At 61.9% G+C, this 16,272-nt stretch carries 13 protein-coding genes; 8 read left to right on the forward strand and 5 right to left on the reverse strand.

The window, feature by feature from the left end; all coding sequences use genetic code 11:
- Positions 1-125 precede the first annotated feature (125 nt).
- From BLP82_RS06985 to BLP82_RS07000, 4 genes are all read right to left on the reverse strand, one after another.
- On the reverse strand, positions 126-2,972 hold the full coding sequence (locus tag BLP82_RS06985) for a valine--tRNA ligase (protein ID WP_092166268.1): 2,847 nt from the start codon (positions 2,970-2,972) through the stop codon (positions 126-128).
- A 120-nt stretch (positions 2,973-3,092) separates the two neighbouring features.
- A complete protein-coding gene (locus BLP82_RS06990) occupies positions 3,093-3,470 on the reverse strand; it encodes a DNA polymerase III subunit chi (protein ID WP_092166270.1) in 378 nt (125 codons plus the stop codon).
- Positions 3,471-3,478: 8 nt separating this feature from the next.
- Positions 3,479-3,907: a DNA polymerase III subunit chi gene (locus BLP82_RS06995; RefSeq protein WP_092166272.1), complete on the reverse strand. Its 429-nt coding sequence runs from the start codon at positions 3,905-3,907 to the stop codon at positions 3,479-3,481.
- Positions 3,908-3,967: 60 nt separating this feature from the next.
- A complete protein-coding gene (locus tag BLP82_RS07000; protein ID WP_060740806.1) occupies positions 3,968-5,458 on the reverse strand; it encodes a leucyl aminopeptidase in 1,491 nt (496 codons plus the stop codon).
- A gap of 454 nt (positions 5,459-5,912) precedes the next feature.
- Between BLP82_RS07000 and lptF the strand changes: the two genes are divergently transcribed.
- The 8 genes from lptF (at position 5,913) to pdxJ (ending at position 14,396) form a co-directional block, all read left to right on the forward strand.
- Positions 5,913-7,034 (forward strand): LPS export ABC transporter permease LptF, encoded by a 1,122-nt coding sequence (gene lptF, locus BLP82_RS07005; RefSeq protein WP_092166274.1) that lies wholly within the window; start codon positions 5,913-5,915, stop codon positions 7,032-7,034.
- The gene (lptG, locus tag BLP82_RS07010) at positions 7,027-8,088 is read left to right on the forward strand and encodes an LPS export ABC transporter permease LptG (protein ID WP_072408974.1); all 1,062 of its coding nucleotides are present in this window, start codon (positions 7,027-7,029) and stop codon (positions 8,086-8,088) included. Before lptF ends, lptG begins: the two co-directional genes overlap by 8 nt.
- 228 nt (positions 8,089-8,316) lie before the next feature.
- Positions 8,317-10,116 carry a translation elongation factor 4 gene (gene lepA / locus BLP82_RS07015; protein ID WP_060740809.1) on the forward strand — a complete coding sequence of 600 codons (1,800 nt, stop codon included), beginning with the start codon at positions 8,317-8,319 and terminating at the stop codon, positions 10,114-10,116.
- A 5-nt stretch (positions 10,117-10,121) separates the two neighbouring features.
- Positions 10,122-10,976 carry a signal peptidase I gene (lepB, locus tag BLP82_RS07020; RefSeq protein WP_092166276.1) on the forward strand — a complete coding sequence of 285 codons (855 nt, stop codon included), beginning with the start codon at positions 10,122-10,124 and terminating at the stop codon, positions 10,974-10,976.
- 184 nt (positions 10,977-11,160) lie between these two features.
- Positions 11,161-11,850 carry a ribonuclease III gene (gene rnc / locus BLP82_RS07025; RefSeq protein WP_092166278.1) on the forward strand — a complete coding sequence of 230 codons (690 nt, stop codon included), beginning with the start codon at positions 11,161-11,163 and terminating at the stop codon, positions 11,848-11,850.
- Entirely contained in the window at positions 11,843-12,745 is a 903-nt protein-coding gene (gene era, locus BLP82_RS07030) for a GTPase Era (protein ID WP_072345611.1), read from the forward strand. Before rnc ends, era begins: the two co-directional genes overlap by 8 nt.
- A gap of 72 nt (positions 12,746-12,817) precedes the next feature.
- Positions 12,818-13,603, forward strand: coding sequence for a DNA repair protein RecO (gene recO / locus BLP82_RS07035; protein WP_305883175.1), 786 nt, complete (start codon positions 12,818-12,820; stop codon positions 13,601-13,603).
- Between the two features lie 49 nt (positions 13,604-13,652).
- Positions 13,653-14,396, forward strand: a complete 744-nt coding sequence (gene pdxJ / locus BLP82_RS07040) for a pyridoxine 5'-phosphate synthase (RefSeq protein WP_092166282.1) — start codon at positions 13,653-13,655, stop codon at positions 14,394-14,396.
- Between the two features lie 215 nt (positions 14,397-14,611).
- Here pdxJ and mltF read toward each other — a convergent pair whose 3' ends face one another.
- Positions 14,612-16,072: a membrane-bound lytic murein transglycosylase MltF gene (mltF, locus tag BLP82_RS07045; protein ID WP_092166284.1), complete on the reverse strand. Its 1,461-nt coding sequence runs from the start codon at positions 16,070-16,072 to the stop codon at positions 14,612-14,614.
- Positions 16,073-16,272 lie beyond the last annotated feature (200 nt).

A 16,272-nucleotide genomic window follows, 5' to 3' on the forward strand; every position in this document is an offset into this window, starting at 1 on the left:
AAGCTGACCCTCCGCTATCGCGAGCAAGCTCGCTCCCACATTAGGGGGGCTCAGCATGAATAGGAAAGTGCCAGGCAGAAAAAAAGGAGGCCACCAGGGCCTCCTTCTTCAGTGACGAACCGCCGTTACAGGCTGGAGATCCGCCCATGCTGCTCGGCCAGCTTGCCCAGGGCCTGTTCGGCCTCGGCCAGTTTGGCCCGTTCCTTCTCGATGACTTCGGCTGGAGCCTTGTCGACGAAACCGGCGTTGGACAGCTTGCCACCAACCCGCTGCACTTCACCCTTCAGGCGCAGGATTTCCTTGTCCAGGCGCGCCAGTTCGGCGGCCTTGTCGATCAGGCCAGCCATCGGCACCAGCACTTCCATCTCGCCGACCAGGGCGGTGGCCGACAGTGGCGCTTCTTCGCCGGCGGTCAGCACCGTCACCGACTCGAGCTTCGCCAGCTTCTTGAGCAGCGCTTCGTTTTCGTTGAGGCGGCGCAGGTCTTCGGCGCTGGCATTCTTCAGGAACAGGGTCAGCGGCTTGCCCGGGCCGATGTTCATTTCGGCGCGGATGTTACGCAGGCCCAGCATGAAGGTCTTGAGCCATTCGATGTCGTCCTCGGCTGCCGGATCGATGCGGGTCTCGTTGGCCACCGGCCACGGTTGCAGCATGATCGTCTTGCCCTGGATGCCCGCCAGCGGTGCGATGCGCTGCCAGATTTCCTCGGTGATGAACGGCATGAACGGATGCGCCAGGCGCAGGGCCACTTCCAGCACGCGAACCAGGGTGCGGCGGGTGCCGCGCTGGCGCTCGACCGGTGCGTTCTCGTCCCACAGCACCGGCTTGGACAGCTCCAGGTACCAGTCGCAGTACTGGTTCCAGATGAACTCGTACAAGGCTTGTGCGGCCAGGTCGAAACGGAACTGGTCCAGCTGGCGGGTCACTTCGGCCTCGGTGCGTTGCAACTGCGAAATGATCCAGCGATCGGCCAGGCTCAGCTCGTAGGCTTCGCCGTTCTGGCCGCAGTCTTCGCCCTTGTCCAGCACGTAGCGCGCGGCGTTCCAGATCTTGTTGCAGAAGTTGCGATAGCCTTCGACGCGACCCATGTCGAACTTGATGTCGCGACCGGTGGACGCCAGCGAGCAGAAAGTGAAACGCAGGGCATCGGTGCCGTAGCTGGCGATGCCCTCGGCGAATTCTTCGCGGGTGGCCTTCTCGATCTTCTTCGCCAGTTTCGGCTGCATCAGGCCGGAGGTGCGTTTCTGCACCAGGGTTTCCAGGTCGATGCCGTCGATGATGTCCAGCGGGTCCAGGACGTTGCCCTTGGACTTGGACATCTTCTGGCCCTGGCCGTCGCGCACCAGGCCATGAACGTAGACCGTCTTGAACGGTACTTGCGGGGTACCGTCTTCGTTCTTCACCAGGTGCATGGTCAACATGATCATCCGGGCGACCCAGAAGAAAATGATGTCGAAGCCGGTGACCAGCACGTCGGTGGAGTGGAATTTCTTCAGGAACTCGGTCTGTTGCGGCCAGCCCAAGGTCGAGAAGGTCCACAGCCCCGAGCTGAACCAGGTGTCGAGGACGTCGTTGTCCTGCGTCAGGGCGACGTCCGGACCGAGGTTGTGCTTGGCGCGGACTTCGGCTTCATCGCGGCCGACATAGACCTTGCCCGATTCGTCGTACCAGGCCGGGATGCGATGGCCCCACCACAGCTGACGGCTGATGCACCAATCCTGGATGTCGCGCATCCACGAGAAGTACATGTTTTCGTATTGCTTGGGCACGAACTGGATGCGGCCGTCTTCCACGGCGGCAATCGCCGGCTCGGCCAGCGGTTTGGTGGACACGTACCACTGGTCGGTCAGCCACGGCTCGATGATGGTGCCGGAGCGGTCGCCTTTCGGGACTTTCAGGGCGTGATCGTCGACGCTGACCAGCAGGCCGGCGGCCTCGAATGCCGCGACGATCTGCTTGCGTGCTTCGAAGCGGTCCAGGCCGGCGTATTCGGCCGGCAGCGTGCCGTCGACGCTTTCGTTCAGCGTGCCGTCGAGGTTGAACACCTGGGCCGCCGGCAACACGTTGGCGTTCTTGTCGAAGATGTTCAGCAGCGGCAGGTTGTGGCGCTTGCCGACTTCGTAGTCGTTGAAATCGTGGGCCGGGGTGATTTTCACACAGCCGGTGCCGAATTCAGGGTCGCAGTAATCGTCGCCGATGATCGGGATGCGACGGCCAACCAGGGGCAGCTCGACGAACTTGCCGATCAGTGCCTGGTAGCGCTCGTCGTTCGGGTTTACCGCGACGGCGGCGTCACCCAGCATGGTTTCCGGGCGTGTGGTGGCGACGATCAGGTAATCCTTGCCTTCGGCGGTCTTGGCGCCGTCGGCCAGGGGGTACTTGAGGTTCCACAGGAAACCTTTCTCGTCGTGGTTCTCCACTTCGAGGTCGGAAATGGCCGTGTGCAACTTGGTGTCCCAGTTGACCAGGCGCTTGCCGCGATAGATCAGCCCGTCTTCATGCAGGCGCACGAAGGCTTCCTTCACCGCTTCCGAAAGACCGTCGTCCATGGTGAAGCGCTCGCGGCTCCAGTCCACGGACGAGCCGAGGCGACGGATCTGGCGGCTGATGTTGCCACCGGACTCATCTTTCCATTCCCAGACTTTCTCGAGGAATTTCTCGCGCCCCAGGTCGTGGCGATTCTGGCCTTGGGCTTCGAGGCGGCGTTCCACCAGCATCTGCGTGGCGATACCGGCGTGGTCGGTACCCGGTTGCCACAGGGTGTTGCGACCTTGCATGCGGCGGAAACGGATCAGGGCGTCCATGATCGCGTTGTTGAAGCCGTGGCCCATGTGCAGGCTGCCGGTGACGTTCGGCGGCGGGATCATGATGGTGTAGGAATCGCCCGCGCCTTGCGGAGCGAAATAATTCTCGGACTCCCAGGTGTTGTACCAGGAAGTTTCAATGGCGTGCGGCTGGTAGGTCTTATCCATGCGCGGCGGGACCCTATTGGCATTTATTCAGGAAAAGCCGGGAAGTATAGCGGGGGGGGCAGGTACAAGCCACAAGCTGCAAGCTGCAAGAGGGATCCGGCTTTTGCTTTTGCTTGCAGCTTAAAGCTTGCCGCTCGTAGCTGCGGCGACGAGCCGCTCCATCCTTGCCTCCAGCCGGCGCTTGATCTCGGTTTCGATGTGCGGGGCGAAGTCGTCGATGACGTCTTGCATGATCAACTGCGCCGCAGCGCGCAATTCGCGGTCCAGGTGCAGCAGGGCGTCGGGGCCCTTGGCTTCGGTCTTGGCGGCAGGCTCGGGTTCGGGCTGGCCGTTGATCGGATCGAACAGCAGGGGAATCTGCTCGTCATGCACCGGCTCGGGCACGACCGTATCGGTCAGCAGTGGCGGTTGCAGGTTGTCGTCGCCGAGCAACTGGCGGATCGACTCGAGGTCGTCCAACAGGTGCGCGGGCTTTTGTGGCGATTTTGGAGTGTCCATCGTAGGGCTCAGAGTCGCTGTAAACGGTGGTCTTGCAGAGGATAGCCCTGTTCGCGGTAGAAACGGAAACTCTCCCGCGCGGCTTGTCGGATGGCCGGATCTTCCACCACCACTTCCGCCACGCGGGCGAAGCGCTGGGCAAAGGCCGGTACTTTCAGGTCGAGGTTGACCAACAGGTCCTGATGATGGCCGCAGTCATCTCCCAGTCCCAGTACGATCAGCCCCTCGGGTTCGCTTTCGGCCGGGCCGTGGGGCACGAAACTCTCGCCCTTGAAAGCCCATAGGCGTGCGTCCAGGTCATCGCGCTGGGCGGCATCGCTGCAATGCAGGTAGATGCGGTGCCCCATGCGCCAGGCCTTTTCGACGAGCTTGCAGGCGAAATCCAGCCGCGCCGACGGATCGGCGCTGGGCAGGATATAGAAATCGACTTTGGTCATTGCGGTTCCTGAGCCGCCGCTGGCGCCACCCGAGGGTGACGCCAACGACGGTCATTGGTGTCAGGCCTTGGCGCGGTCCAGCAGGTACTGGGTCAGCAGGGGCACTGGGCGGCCGGTGGCGCCTTTGTCCTTGCCGCCGCTGGTCCAGGCCGTGCCGGCGATGTCCAGGTGCGCCCAGTTCAGGTTCTTGGTGAAACGCGACAGGAAGCAGGCCGCGGTGATGGTCCCGGCTTTCGGGCCGCCGATGTTGGCGATGTCGGCGAACGGGCTGTCCAGTTGTTCCTGGTACTCGTCGAACAAAGGCAACTGCCAGGCGCGGTCGTCGGCTTGCTGGCCGGCGCTGAGCAATTGGCCGATCAGTTCGTCGTTGTTGCCCAGCAGGCCCGAGGTGTGGGCACCGAGGGCGACGACGCAGGCGCCGGTCAGGGTGGCGATATCGATCACCGCTTGCGGCTTGAAGCGCTCGGAGTAGGTGAGGGCGTCACACAGCACCAGGCGGCCTTCGGCATCGGTGTTGAGGATTTCCACGGTCTGGCCGCTCATGGTGGTGACGATGTCGCCCGGACGCGAGGCGGTGCCGCTGGGCATGTTCTCGGCGCAGGCCAGGATGCACACCAGGTTGATCGGCAATTGCAGTTCGAGCACGGCGCGCAGGGTGCCGAACACGCTCGCGGCACCGCCCATGTCGTACTTCATTTCATCCATGCCGGCGCCTGGCTTGAGGCTGATGCCGCCAGTGTCGAAGGTGATGCCCTTGCCAACCAGCGCATATGGCTTCTCGGACTTCTTGCCGCCGTTGTATTGCATGACGATCAGGCGCGGCGGCTGGGCGCTGCCCTGGCCGACGGAATAGAACGAACCCATGCCCAGGTCCTTGATCTTCTTCTCGTCGAAGACTTCGACCTTCAGGCCCTTGAACTCCTTGCCCAGTGCCTTGGCTCGTTCGCCGAGGAACGTCGGGTGGCAGATATTCGGCGGCAGGTTGCCCAGGTCACGGGTGAAGGCCATGCCGTTGGCAATCGCGGTGGCGTGGGTCACGGCGCGCTGGACTTCAGCCTGGGCGGCCTTGATGGTCAGCAGGGTGATTTTCTTCAGGGCGCGGGGTTCGGCTTTCTGGCTCTTGAACTGGTCGAACTGGTATTCGCCGTCCACCAGGGTTTCCGCCAGCAGGCGGTTCTTGCCGTAGCTGTCGCGACCCTTGACCACCAACTCGTCCAATGCCAGGACGGCATCGGCGCCGCCCAGGCCCTTGAGGGTGCCCAACACGCCAGCGATGATTTTACGGAACGGACGGTCGCCCAATTCGGCGTCCTTGCCCACGCCCACCAGCAGCACCCGATCGGCCTTGAGGTTGGGCAGGCTGTGCAGCAGCAGGCTCTGGCCGACCTTGCCGGCCAGGTCGCCGCGCTTGAGCACGGCGCTGATGGCACCGCCGCTCAGGCTGTCGAGCTGGGTGGCGACGACGCCGAGCTTGCGGTTTTCACCGACGGCAACCACCAGCGTGGCGGTTTTCAACGTTTCTGGGCTGACGCTTTTTACAACCAGTTCCATGTCCGGTTCCCTGAGTGAATGGTCAAGAGGCCAGGCGCCGACACAATGGCGCGCTGAGCGAGCTTCTTCTATATAGAAGCGCCGGTGCTTGCCGGCGACAAAGGCCGCAGTTTGAACCCCGGCGGCCGAGCCTGACAACCCTCGACGGCGCTAACTTTTGGCTTTAAGCACCGGTTTAAAGCGTGCGAAGTGACAGGCGCCTCCAATCACAGGATAATGCGGCTCTTTTTTCGGCGGTTCGCGTTGGCGGACCGGCTCGATACGTTTGCTTGTTTGGCCGCCTAAGGGTTTGTATGAAAAGTCGCCGAGCGGCGATCAGGCAAGGCGAAAACAGGCGAGGAAGCGGAGTTGACTGGCTGTCAATGAGCATTCCGAGCCTGTTTTCAACGCAGCATGATCGTCGCGCAGGCACTTTTCATACAAAACCCAGCCTGACAACCCTGGAGTGTCTGGTGTGATCGTCTTTCGTTATCTATCCCGCGAAGTCCTGCTGACCCTGAGCGCCGTGAGCGCCGTGCTGCTGGTCATCATCATGAGCGGACGCTTCATCAAATACCTTGCCCAGGCGGCCTCCGGTGCCCTGGATCCGGGCTCCCTGTTCCTGATCATGGGGTTCCGCCTGCCGGGCTTCCTGCAATTGATCCTGCCGCTGGGGTTGTTCCTCGGTATTTTGCTGGCCTATGGGCGGCTGTACCTGGACAGTGAAATGACCGTGCTGTCGGCCACCGGCATGAGCCAGCAACGGCTGTTTCGCATGACCCTGTTCCCGGCCACATTGGTGGCGCTGGTGGTGGCCTGGCTGAGCCTGAGCCTGTCGCCCCAGGGCGCCAACCAATTCCAGCTGCTGATCAACCAGCAGGACGCCATGACCGAATTCGACACCCTGGTGCCAGGGCGTTTCCAGGCCCTGCGCGACGGCACGCGGGTGACCTACACCGAACAGCTCTCGGATGACCGGATCGACCTGGGCGGCGTCTTCATTACGCAAAAGAACCTGTCTTCGGACAGCAAGAAGGACCGTGGCATTTCCGTGCTGGTGGCCGAGAAGGGCCGACAGGAAATCAACCCCGACGGCAACCGCTACCTGATCCTGCACAATGGCTATCGCTACGATGGCAAGCCGGGGCAGGCCGACTACCGGGCCATCAAGTACGACACCTATGGTGTGCTGTTGCCCAAGCCCGAGGTCAGCGACGAAGTCACCGATCGCGACGCGATGCCCACCGCCAGCCTGTTGGGCAACAAGGACATTCGTGCCCGCACCGAGCTGCAATGGCGCCTGTCGTTGCCGCTGCTGGTGTTCATCGTGACCCTCATGGCGGTCCCGCTGTCGCGGGTCAACCCGCGCCAGGGCCGTTTCCTCAAGTTGCTGCCGGCGATTCTCCTGTATATGGCTTACCTGACCATCCTGATTTCCGCCCGCGGCGCCCTGGAGAAGGGCAAGATCCCGCCGACGCTGGGCTTGTGGTGGGTGCATGGCATCTTCCTGGCCATTGGCCTGGGGCTGCTCTATTGGGAACCCCTGCGCCTGAAACTGGCCAGTCGCCGCAGCGCGCTGGAGGTGGCCCGTGGTTAAACTCGACCGCTACATCGGCAGCAGTGTGTTCATGGCGATTCTCGCGGTGCTGGGGATCATCCTTGGCCTGGCGACCCTGTTTGCCTTCATCGATGAAATGAGCGACGTCAGCGACACCTATACCCTGACGGACGTGGCGAGCTACGTGCTGCTGACCGCGCCTCGGCGCCTGTACGACATGCTGCCGATGGCGGCGCTGATCGGCTGCCTGATCGGCCTGGGCAGCCTGGCCAGCAACAGTGAGCTGACCATCATGCGCGCCGCAGGCGTGTCCATTGGTCGGATCGTCTGGGCGGTGATGAAGCCGATGCTGGTGCTGATGCTGGTGGGTGTGTTGATCGGCGAATACATCGCCCCGGCCACCGAGAACACCGCCCAGGCCAACCGTTCCCTGGCCCAGGGCGGCGGTGATGCGCAAAGCGCCAAGCACGGCCTGTGGCACCGCCAGGGTGACGAGTTCATCCACATCAACTCGGTCCAGCCCAATGGCATCCTCTATGGCGTGACCCGCTATCGTTTCGACGACCAGCGGCACATGCTGTCAGCGAGCTTCGCCAAGCGCGCGAATTTCGCCGAGGACCACTGGCAACTGAGTGATGTCACCACCACCCTGTTCCATGACAAGCGCACCGAGGTGGTCGCTGCCCCGCAAGAGCGTTGGGACGTGTCGATCAGCCCGCAGTTGCTCAGCACCGTGGTGATGGCGCCGGAATCGCTGTCGATTACCGGTTTGTGGGGCTATATCCACTATCTGGCGGACCAGGGCCTGAACAATGGCCGCTACTGGCTGGCTTTTTGGGTCAAGGTGTTGCAACCGCTGGTCACCGCCGCTCTGGTGTTGATGGCGATTTCCTTCATTTTCGGCCCGCTGCGTTCGGTGACCCTTGGTCAACGAGTGTTTACCGGCGTGCTGGTGGGCTTCACCTTCCGTATCGCCCAGGATCTGCTGGGGCCGTCGAGCCTGGTGTTTGGTTTCTCGCCGCTGTTTGCGGTGCTGGTCCCCGCGGCTGTCTGCGCGTTGGCCGGGCTCTGGCTGCTGCGCAGGGCGGGTTGACCCCAATTCTTGTGGCAAGCAGGCTTCATGTGGCGAGGGGATTTATCCCCGTTGGACTGCCCAGCAGTCCCCAGCATCCTCCCTGGCGCATCGCCAGGGTTGATAGGTCGAGGGCTGCTTCGCAGCCCAGCGGGGATAAATCCCCTCGCCACAATGGCGTCTGTATCAGGTACAATTCCCGGCTATTTTTCGGCGGGCCATGCCTGCAGCCTTTTTGAGTGTTGATCCGTGAGTGATTTGAGTCATATCCGCAATTTCTCCATCATCGCCCACATTGACCATGGCAAGTCGACGCTGGCTGATCGCTTCATCCAGATGTGCGGCGGCCTGGCCGAGCGTGAAATGGAAGCCCAGGTCCTGGACTCCATGGACCTCGAGCGTGAACGCGGGATCACCATCAAGGCCCACAGCGTTACCCTGTATTACAAGGCCCGCGACGGCGTCACCTATCAGCTGAACTTCATCGATACCCCGGGTCACGTCGACTTCACCTATGAAGTCAGCCGGTCGCTGGCGGCCTGCGAGGGTGCATTGCTGGTGGTCGATGCCGGCCAGGGCGTCGAGGCCCAGTCGGTCGCCAACTGCTACACGGCCATCGAGCAGGGTCTGGAAGTCATGCCGGTGCTGAACAAGATCGACCTGCCCCAGGCCGATCCGGACCGCGTGAAGGAAGAAATCGAGAAAATCATTGGCATCGATGCCACCGACGCGGTCACCTGCAGTGCCAAGACCGGCCTGGGCGTGGATGAAGTGCTCGAACGCCTGGTCACCACCATTCCTGCGCCAACCGGCAACATCGAAGATCCGCTGCAAGCGTTGATCATCGACTCCTGGTTCGACAACTACCTGGGTGTAGTCTCCCTGGTACGCGTGCGCCATGGCCGCGTGAAGAAGGGCGACAAGATCCTGGTCAAGTCCACCGGCAAGATCCACCTGGTGGACAGCGTCGGGGTCTTCAACCCGAAACATACCGCCACCGTCGACCTGAAGGCCGGCGAAGTGGGCTTCATCATCGCCGGTATCAAGGACATCCACGGGGCGCCGGTCGGCGACACCCTGACCTTGAGTTCCACCCCCGACGTCGATGTGCTGCCCGGTTTCAAACGCATCCAGCCGCAGGTCTATGCCGGCCTGTTCCCGGTCAGCTCCGACGACTTCGAGGATTTCCGCGAAGCCCTGCAAAAGCTGACCCTGAACGACTCCTCCCTGCAATACACCCCGGAAAGCTCCGACGCCCTGGGCTTCGGCTTCCGCTGCGGGTTCCTGGGCATGTTGCACATGGAAATCATCCAGGAGCGCCTGGAGCGCGAATACGACCTGGACCTGATCACCACGGCACCGACGGTAATCTTCGAGCTGCTGCTCAAGAACGGCGAAACCCTCTACGTCGACAACCCGTCCAAGCTGCCGGACCTGTCGGCCATCGAGGACATGCGCGAGCCGATCGTGCGGGCCAACATCCTTGTGCCTCAGGAGCACCTGGGTAACGTCATTACCCTGTGCATCGAGAAACGCGGCGTACAACACGACATGCTGTTCCTCGGCACGCAGGTCCAGGTGACCTACGACCTGCCGATGAACGAAGTGGTGCTGGACTTCTTCGACCGCCTCAAATCCACCAGTCGCGGCTATGCTTCGCTGGACTATCATTTCGATCGTTACCAATCGGCTAATCTGGTGAAACTGGATGTGCTGATCAACGGTGAGAAAGTCGATGCCCTGGCATTGATCGTGCACCGTGACAACGCGCACTACAAAGGTCGTGCATTGACCGAGAAGATGAAGGAACTGATTCCGCGGCAGATGTTCGATGTGGCAATCCAGGCCGCCATTGGCGGGCAGATTGTGGCGCGTACAACCGTCAAGGCGCTCAGAAAGAACGTATTGGCCAAATGCTACGGCGGCGACGTCAGCCGTAAGCGCAAGCTGTTGGAAAAGCAGAAGGCCGGTAAAAAACGCATGAAGCAGGTCGGTAACGTGGAAATTCCACAGGAAGCCTTCCTTGCGGTGCTCAGGTTGGATAGTTAGGTCCTATGTCGCTAAATTTCCCGCTGTTGCTGGTTATCGCCGTGTTCGTCTGCGGCCTGTTGGCGTTGCTTGATCTGTTGTTCCTGGCGCCTCGGCGCCGGGCGGCCATCGCCTCTTATCAGGGCAGCGTCAGCCAGCCTGATGGTGTGGTGATCGAAAAGCTCAACAAGGAACCGCTGCTGGTCGAATACGGCAAGTCGTTCTTCCCGGTGCTGTTCATCGTGCTGGTGCTGCGTTCGTTCCTGGTGGAGCCGTTCCAGATCCCGTCCGGTTCGATGAAGCCGACCCTGGACGTGGGCGATTTCATTCTGGTGAACAAGTTCTCCTACGGGATCCGCCTGCCGGTGATCGACAAGAAAGTCATCGAGGTGGGTGATCCGCAACGCGGCGATGTCATGGTGTTCCGCTTCCCGAGCGACCCGAACGTCAACTACATCAAGCGGGTGGTCGGCTTGCCGGGCGACACGATCCGCTACACCGCCGACAAGCGTCTGTTCGTCAATGGCGAATCGGTGGCTGAACAATTGCTCGGCTCCGAGCCGGGTACGCTGGGCAGTGCCGAACTCTACCGGGAAAAGCTCGGCGAGGCCGAACACCTGATCCGCAAGGAAATGAGCCGCTACCGCGCAACGCCGGACCGTTCGTGGACCGTGCCGGCGGGGCACTATTTCATGATGGGCGACAACCGCGACAACTCCAACGACAGCCGTTACTGGGATGATCCGAACATTCCCAAGGACCTGCTGGGCATGGTCCCGGACCGAAACATCGTCGGCAAGGCCTTTGCGGTCTGGATGAGCTGGCCGGAACCCAAACTCAGCCACCTGCCGAATTTCTCGCGGGTTGGCTTGATCAAGTAATCCCACACGGCGCTGTTGAACACAGCGCCGAATGCTTTTCTGGAGCCTGCACAGGGTTGCCCGGAGGCATGAAGCCAACGATAGTCAGGACGTCATTTTTGAACACAGCGTTAATTGTCCCAAGCCAACGGTGCCTTGCCACCGTGGCGGTGGAATCCAGCCACGAACTCAGCGTGGGTAAACCGTGAGCGTTTCTCTAAGCCGTCTCGAGCGTCAGCTCGGCTACACCTTCAAGGACCCGGACCTGATGCTCCTGGCCCTCACTCACCGCAGTTTTGCCGGGCGCAACAACGAGCGCCTGGAATTCCTCGGTGATGCCATCCTCAACTTCGTGGCCGGCGAGGCGCTGTTCGAACGCTTCCCGCTGGCCCGCGAAGGCCAGTTGTCGCGTTTGCGCGCGCGATTGGTAAAAGGTGAGACCCTGGCCGTGCTGGCCCGTGGTTTCGACCTGGGCGATTACCTGCGCCTGGGCTCCGGTGAATTGAAAAGCGGCGGTTTCCGTCGCGAGTCGATCCTGGCCGATGCCCTGGAAGCGTTGATTGGCGCGATCTACCTGGACTCAGGCATGGACATGGCGCGCGAACGCGTGCTGGCCTGGCTGACTTCCGAGATCGACAGCCTGACGCTGGTGGACACCAACAAGGATCCCAAGACCCGTTTGCAGGAGTTCCTACAGTCGCGCAGTTGCGAACTGCCGCGCTACGAAGTGGTGGATATCCAGGGTGAGCCGCATTGCCGAACCTTCTTCGTCGAATGCGAAGTTGTCCTACTGAATGAAAAAAGCCGGGGTCAGGGTGTGAGTCGTCGTATTGCCGAACAGGTAGCGGCCGCCGCAGCACTGATCGCCCTGGGCGTGGAGAATGGCAATGACTGATACAACCGTCACCCGCTGCGGCTATGTCGCCATTGTCGGTCGGCCGAACGTGGGCAAGTCCACGCTGCTGAACCACATCCTGGGCCAGAAACTGGCGATCACCTCGCGCAAGCCCCAGACCACCCGCCACAACATGCTGGGTATCAAGACCGAAGGCGCCGTGCAGGCGATCTACGTCGACACCCCGGGCATGCACAAGGGTGGCGAAAAGGCCTTGAACCGCTACATGAACAAGACTGCCTCGGCGGCGTTGAAAGACGTCGACGTGGTGATCTTCGTGGTCGACCGCACCAAATGGACCGAAGAAGACCAGATGGTCCTCGAGCGTGTCCAGTACGTCACCGGCCCGCTGATCGTGGCACTGAACAAGACCGACCGTATCGAAGACAAGGCTGAACTGATGCCGCACCTGTCCTGGTTGCAGGAACAGTTGCCCAACGCCCAGATCATCCCGATCTCTGCCCAGCATGGCCATAACCTCGACGCGCTGGAGCGGGTGATTGCCGAACACCTGCCGGAAAACGATCATTTCTTCCCTGAAGACCAGATCACCGACCGCAGCAGCCGTTTCCTTGCCGCCGAGCTGGTGCGCGAGAAAATCATGCGCCAGATGGGCGCCGAGCTGCCGTACCAGATCACGGTCGAGATCGAAGAGTTCAAGCAACAGGGCAAGACCCTGCACATTCATGCATTGATCCTCGTCGAACGTGATGGCCAGAAGAAAATCATCATTGGCGACAAGGGCGAGCGCATCAAGCGCATCGGCACCGAGGCGCGCAAGGACATGGAGCTGCTGTTCGACTCCAAGATCATGCTCAACCTGTGGGTCAAGGTGAAGGGCGGCTGGTCCGATGACGAGCGTGCGCTGCGGTCGTTGGGTTACGGCGACCTGTAATCCATCCGGCAGTACACCACGGACCTTGTGGGAGCGGGCTTGCTCGCGAATGCGTCCTGTCAGTCGACATCATTGTTAACTGACACACCGCATTCGCGAGCAAGCCCGCTCCCACATTGGTTTGGGGTCGTTTATAAAATTGTGCTCCGTCAGCGAGACTCCATTTCCATGTCCCCAACCCAACCCACCGGCCAATCCGCCTACGTCCTCCACAGCCGCGCCTACCGTGAAAGCAGCGCCCTGGTGGACTTCCTCACGCCCCAAGGGCGGCTGCGGGCGGTGTTGCGGGGGGCGCGGGGCAAAGCGGGGACGCTGGCACGGCCCTTCGTGCCGCTGGAAGTCGAATTTCGCGGGCGGGGCGAGTTGAAGAACGTCGGGCGCATGGAAAGCAACGGCGTCGCCGCCTGGCTCAATGGCGAGGCGTTGTTCAGCGGCTTGTACCTCAATGAATTGCTGATCCGCCTGCTGCCCGCCGAAGATCCTCACCCGGCCGTCTTCGACCACTACGCCGCCACGCTGCTGGCCCTGGCAGAAGGCCGTCCGCTGGAGCCGCTGCTGCGTTCGTTCGAATGGCGGCTGCTGGATGACCTGGGCTATGGCTTCGCCTTGAGCGCCGACCTGCACGGCGAGCCCATCGCCGCCGACGGCCTCTACCGTTTGCAAGTGGATGCTGGCCTGGAGCGGGTCTACCTGCTGCAACCGGGGCTGTTCAATGGCGCCGAGCTGCTGGCCATGGCCGAGGCCGACTGGAGCGCGCCGGGCGCCTTGTCGGCGGCCAAGCGGCTGATGCGCCAAGCCCTGGCCGTGCACCTGGGCGGTCGGCCCCTGGTCAGTCGCGAGCTGTTTCGCAAGCCCTGATCAACCCGTATGCTGTGGGCCGACTATCTGTCCCTTCAGGAGCCTTTTTGTGAGCACCAGCAATCGCATTCTTCTCGGCGTGAACATCGACCATGTCGCCACCCTGCGCCAGGCCCGCGGTACGCGCTACCCGGATCCGGTCAAGGCCGCGCTGGACGCGGAAGAGGCGGGTGCCGACGGCATCACCGTGCACCTGCGTGAAGACCGTCGCCACATCCAGGAGCGCGACGTGCTGCTGCTCAAGGACGTGCTGCAAACCCGCATGAACTTCGAAATGGGCGTGACCGAAGAAATGATGGCGTTCGCTGAGCTCATCCGCCCGGCGCACATCTGCCTGGTGCCGGAGACGCGCCAGGAACTGACCACCGAAGGCGGTCTCGACGTAGCGGGGCAGGAATCGCGGATCAGCCTGGCGGTGGAGCGCCTGTCGAAGATCGGTGCCGAGGTATCGTTGTTCATCGATGCCGACGAACGGCAGATCGAAGCATCCAAGCGGGTCGGCGCCCCGGCCATCGAACTGCACACCGGTCGTTACGCCGATGCCGAAACCCCCACCGAGGTGGCCGACGAGCTGCAGCGGGTCGCCGATGGCGTCGCCTTTGGCCTGGCCCAGGGCTTGATCGTCAACGCCGGCCATGGCTTGCACTACCACAACGTCGAAGCCGTCGCGGCCATCAAGGGCATCAACGAGCTGAACATCGGCCACGCGCTGGTGGCCCATGCGTTGTTCGTCGGGTTTAAGTCGGCGGTGGCGGAAATGAAAGCGCTGATCCTGGCTGCCGCGAAAGCCTGATGCCACCACATAACTCAATGTGCCTGCTCATTTAAGGCCTGCTTGATTGATTGTGGCGAGGGGATTTATCCCCGTTGGGCTGCGAAGCGGCCCTAAAATCTGGCGCCTCGGTGTGTCAGGCAGATTGAGTTGACTGCTTTGGGGCTGCTGCGCAGCCCAACGGGGATAAATCCCCTCGCCACAGATTCATCACAGCATCGGGATGGTGTACAGCTTCAGAGCTGCGGGGATTCCTGGTTCGGCTTGCTCTTGTCCACACCCGGCACGTGCAGGTTGCCCTCGGCCACCTGGTCGCCTTCGAGCTGCGGTTGCGTCACCCAGGTCAGGATGTCGTAGTAGCGACGGATGTTCGCCACGAAATGCACGGGCTCGCCGCCCCGGGCGTAGCCGTAGCGGGTCTTGCTGTACCACTGTTTCTGGGACAGGCGCGGCAGGATCTTCTTCACATCCAGCCACTTGTCCGGGTTCAGCCCTTCCTTGGCCGCCAGTTTGCGGGCGTCGTCCAGGTGGCCGCTGCCGACGTTATAGGCCGCCAGGGCGAACCAGGTACGGTCGGGCTCCTGGATGCTTTCGTCCAGTTGGTCCTTCATGTAGGCCAGGTACTTGGCGCCGCCCATGATGCTTTGCTTCGGGTCCAGGCGGTTGGACACGCCCATGGCCTGGGCGGTGTTCTGGGTCAGCATCATCAGGCCGCGCACGCCGGTCTTGGACGTGACCGCCGGTTGCCACAGCGATTCCTGATAGCCGATCGCGGCCAGCAGGCGCCAGTCGACTTTCTCTTTCTTGGCGTAGGCCTTGAAGTGCTGTTCGTATTTGGGCAGGCGTTGTTGCAGGTGCTGGGCGAACGTGGTGGCGCCCATGTAGCCGAGGACATCGACGTGGCCGTAGTAGCGGTCCTTGAGGCGTTGCAGCGTGCCGTTCTTCTGCACCTTGTCGAGGTAGCTGTTGATCTCGTTGAGCAGGCTGTTGTCTTCACCAGGGGCCACGGCCCAGCTCTGGTTGCGGGCATCGCCCAGGTCGAAGGCCACGCGCACGTTGGGGAAGTACACCTGGTTCATCGCCACTTCGTTGGAATCCACCAGGGTGAGGTCGATCTGGCCCTCGTCGACCATGCGCAGCAGGTCGACCACTTCAACCGCGTCGGACTCTTCGTATTCGATGCCGGGATATTGCTGTTTCAGCTGCGCCAGCTGTTCGGCGTGGCTGCTGCCCTTGAGCACCATGATCTTCTTGCCCGCCAGGGCGGCCGCGTCGGTGGGGCGTGACTGGCCATTGCGGTAGATGACCTGCGGGGTGACTTCCAGGTAGGCGTGGGAAAACCGCACCTGCTTCTTGCGCTGTTCGCTGCTGACCAGGCCTGCGGCCGCCAATACCGGGCCGTTGGGCTTGCCGATTTGGCTGAACAGGTCGTCGAGGTTGTCAGCGGTCTCGATCTTCAGCTCCACCCCCAAATCGTCGGCGAAGCGCTTCACCAGCTCGTACTCGAAGCCGGTTTCACCGTTGCGATCCTGGAAGTAGGTGGCAGGGCTGTTTCGGGTAACCACCCGCAGCACGCCATCCTCCTTTACGCGCTCCAGTGTGTTGGGTTTCTCAACACAACCACTGAGCACCAGGAAGAGTCCGGTTGCGATCAGCCATTTGGCATATCGCGGACGCAAAGCCGTTGGGGAAAACATCTGCGCAGTATACGCAAACGGCCCCTACCGCCATATCTCGACAGCAAAAGGCCAGTCTGCTAGCGGTTGCAAAACATGTCCGCAACACCGGCCGGCCGGGGTGTGGCGGGCTTTGCGCCGCTGAAAAATATCTCTGCACGAACCTTGGTACGGGGCCCCAATACCCCCGCATGCGCAAAGACCGACATTCGGCCAGCACC

Source organism: Pseudomonas sp. NFACC37-1 (genome assembly GCF_900101575.1).
Taxonomy (GTDB): Bacteria; Pseudomonadota; Gammaproteobacteria; order Pseudomonadales; family Pseudomonadaceae; genus Aquipseudomonas; species Aquipseudomonas fluorescens_AA.